The following is a 3,106-nucleotide window of genomic DNA, read 5'->3' as shown; positions in this document are numbered from 1 at the left end:
CACCACCTCAGCCAGGCATCCAGGGGCGCGGGGAACTGCGCAAAACGCCCGCCCCCACTCACCCGCACCCGCCGAACAACCGCACCCGGCACCCACACAGGCGCCCCCCTCAAGCCCAGCGCAGCTACCCGCAGCTGTTCTTCGATGCCGTCGGCGCGGGCGCAGGTGTGTTCAGGGCGGCCAGGGCCTTGTCGGCGGCGGCCTTGCTGCTCAGGGTCTTGAAGCCGTTCCCGATGATCAGGTCGACCTCGGCACCCTTGCGGACGTCCGTGCGGGTCTCCGCGGAGGCGAGCTGCGTGCGCAGGACCGGCAGGGAGGTCTTGAGGGCGGACGCGGGCCCGAGCAGCAGCCCCGTGCCCTTGACCTTCTTGTCGTACGTCGCCGTCGCGTTGCCCACGTCGCCGATCTTGAAGCCCCGCTTCTTCAGCTCGTCCGCCGTCTTCTTGGCGAGCCCGCCGCGCGGAGTGGCGTTCAGGACGTTGACGGTGATCTGGCCCGGCTTGGGCAGCGGGGCCGCGGAGGCGGAGGGGGACGCGCCGGCCTTCGTGGGGCAGTTCTTCGTGCCGGCCGCGGAGGCCTGGTCCCCGCCGCCCGTGAACACGTCGATGAGCTGGAGCGTGCCCCAGCCGACCAGACTCAGCGCGGCGGCGGAGGCCACCACGCCCAGCACGAGCCTGCCGCGCCGCCGGGACCGACGCATCCGGGGGTACTTGTCGCCCGTGATCCGGTACTTACCGCCCATGCCGGGGGGCGTCAGCATGCTCATGGGCGCAGCGTAGTGCGCTCGGGCGGCGATGCCTACTAGATGATCATTGACCACCACGCAGGAGAACCCGAAAGGGCCAAACCTTTACAGCGCGGTCACTCAGTCCAGCTCGAGCACACGCGCGTGCAGCACCTGTCGCTGCTGGAGCGCCGCCCGCACCGCGCGGTGGAGGCCGTCCTCCAGGTACAGGTCGCCCTGCCACTTCACGACGTGCGCGAAGAGGTCGCCGTAGAACGTCGAGTCCTCGGCGAGCAGGGTCTCCAGGTCGAGTTGGCCCTTGGTCGTCACCAGCTGATCGAGGCGGACCGGGCGCGGTGCGACGTCCGCCCACTGCCGGGTGCTTTCCCGGCCGTGGTCGGGGTACGGCCGGCCGTTTCCGATGCGCTTGAAGATCACACGGAAAGCCTACCGGTCAAGACCTTCCGGGCGCAGCCATGACGACCGAGTGCGACGCTTGAAAAAAGCCGCGAAAACTGACCAAACGGGAACAGGGGTTCGGTATGAGCGAGCGGAAGCCCTCACCGGAGGGCGGACCCCGGGCCGCCGCGGCGACCGCCGACCGTTCCATGCCGCAGGCACAGTCCGGCCCCGCCGCGCTGCCCCAGCAGGCCCTGGAGATCGCCTCCGGCTACGCCTTCACCGGTCCCGCGCTCGATCTGGGCGCGCTGCTGTGGGACGGGGTCTGCCTCCCGGACGCGCAGGTCAGGATCCCGCTGCCGATGCTCAACCGGCACGGGCTCGTGGCCGGAGCCACCGGCACCGGCAAGACCAAGACGCTCCAGCTCATCGCCGAGCAGCTGTCGGCGCAGGGGGTTCCCGTCTTCCTCGCCGACATCAAGGGCGACGTGTCGGGGATCTCCGCACCGGGCGCGCGGAACGAGAAGGTGCAGGCCAGGGCCGCGGAAGTGCACCAGCGGTGGCAGCCCGCCGGCTTTCCCGCGGAGTTCTACGCCCTCGGCGGCATCGGGCACGGCATTCCGGTCCGGGCCACCGTCACCAGCTTCGGGCCGCTCCTGCTGTCCAAAGTGCTCCAGCTCAACCGGACCCAGGAGCAGTCCCTCGGCCTGATCTTCCACTACGCCGACCAGAAGGGGCTGGAACTGGTCGACCTCAAGGACCTGCGGGCCGTCGTCGCCTTCCTGACCTCCGAGGAGGGCAAGGGCGAGCTGAAGGGCATCGGAGGGCTCAGCACCGCCACGGCGGGGGTGATCCTGCGCTCGCTTACGGCCTTCGAGGCGGAGGGCATGGCGGACTTCTTCGGGGAGCCGGAGTTCGACACCGCCGAGCTGCTGCGGACCGCGGAGGACGGGCGCGGTCTGGTGTCCGTCCTGGAGCTGGCCGCCGTGCAGGACCGGCCGCGGCTCTTCTCGACCTTCCTGATGTGGCTGCTCGCCGATCTCTTCCACGACCTGCCGGAGGTCGGGGACGTCGACCGGCCAAGGCTCGTCTTCTTCTTCGACGAGGCGCATCTGCTCTTCGACGGGGCCTCGAAGGCGTTCCTCGACTCCCTCACCCGGACCGTGCGGCTGATTCGCTCGAAGGGGATCGGCGTCTTCTTCGTCACGCAGACCGCGAAGGACGTGCCCGCCGACGTCCTCGCCCAGCTCGGGAACCGGGTCCAGCACGCGCTGCGCGCCTTCACGCCGGACGACCAGAAGGCGTTGAGGGCGACCGTGAAGACCTTCCCCGACTCGGCGTACGACCTGGAGGAGCTGCTCACCGGCCTGGGGACGGGGGAGGCCGTGGTGACGGTGCTGAGCGAGAAGGGGGCGCCCACGCCCGTCGCCGCGACCCGCCTGCGCGCCCCCGAGTCCCTGATGGGCCCGGTCGACGCCGGGGTGCTGGACGCGGCGGTCAGGTCCTCCTCGCTGTACGGGCGTTACGCACAGGCTGTGGACAGGGAGTCGGCGTACGAGAAACTCGACGCCCGGGGCGCCAAGGGCCCCGACGAGATGAACGCCCCGCCCTCGACTCCGTCCCCGACCTCGCCTCCGGCTCGCGCGGACGACCCCTCCCTCGTCGAGGAGATCGCCGGCAGCGGCGTGTTCAAGTCGCTCGCCCGGTCGCTGGGCACCCAGCTCGGGCGGGAGATCAGCCGCTCGCTCTTCGGTACGGCCCGGAGGAGGCGGCGGTAACCCCGCGGCCCCCTCCGGCGGATCAGCCGCGCTTCTCCTCTCTCACCGGCGGCTGCTTCTTCGTGCTCTGCGGTTTCGGCGCACTGCGCGCGGCCTCCGCGCGCAGCAGGGCGCGCAGGACCGCGTACGGGTCGACGGGCATGACGGTGTTCCTCGCGTGAGTGCTGAACAGGCCTGGGGAAGCGGGCTCTGTCAGCAGAGCAGG

Annotated in this window: 4 protein-coding genes; 1 reads left to right on the top strand and 3 read right to left on the bottom strand. The window is 70.8% G+C overall.

The window, feature by feature from the left end:
- Positions 1–124: 124 nt before the first annotated feature.
- Together EHS43_RS41295 and EHS43_RS41290 are read right to left on the bottom strand one after the other, a co-directional pair.
- Positions 125–766 (bottom strand): LytR C-terminal domain-containing protein, encoded by a 642-nt coding sequence (locus EHS43_RS41295; RefSeq protein ID WP_260470951.1) that lies wholly within the window; start codon positions 764–766, stop codon positions 125–127.
- A gap of 99 nt (positions 767–865) precedes the next feature.
- On the bottom strand, positions 866–1,162 hold the full coding sequence (locus EHS43_RS41290) for a type II toxin-antitoxin system VapB family antitoxin (protein WP_003999914.1): 297 nt from the start codon (positions 1,160–1,162) through the stop codon (positions 866–868).
- Positions 1,163–1,266: 104 nt separating this feature from the next.
- On the opposite strand from EHS43_RS41290, the gene EHS43_RS41285 reads away from it, so the two are divergent.
- Positions 1,267–2,901, top strand: coding sequence for a helicase HerA-like domain-containing protein (locus EHS43_RS41285; RefSeq protein WP_125195642.1), 1,635 nt, complete (start codon positions 1,267–1,269; stop codon positions 2,899–2,901).
- Between the two features lie 22 nt (positions 2,902–2,923).
- Here the strand turns inward: EHS43_RS41285 and EHS43_RS47240 are convergent.
- Positions 2,924–3,106, bottom strand: a 183-nt coding sequence (locus EHS43_RS47240; protein WP_221740811.1) for a hypothetical protein, incomplete at its 5' end; no start/stop codon positions are given.

The sequence above is a fragment of the Streptomyces sp. RP5T genome, assembly GCF_003933965.1.
Lineage (GTDB): Bacteria > Actinomycetota > Actinomycetes > Streptomycetales > Streptomycetaceae > Streptomyces.
The sequence above is the reverse complement of the archived record's forward strand: the minus strand, read 5'-3'. Positions and strand labels throughout refer to the sequence as shown.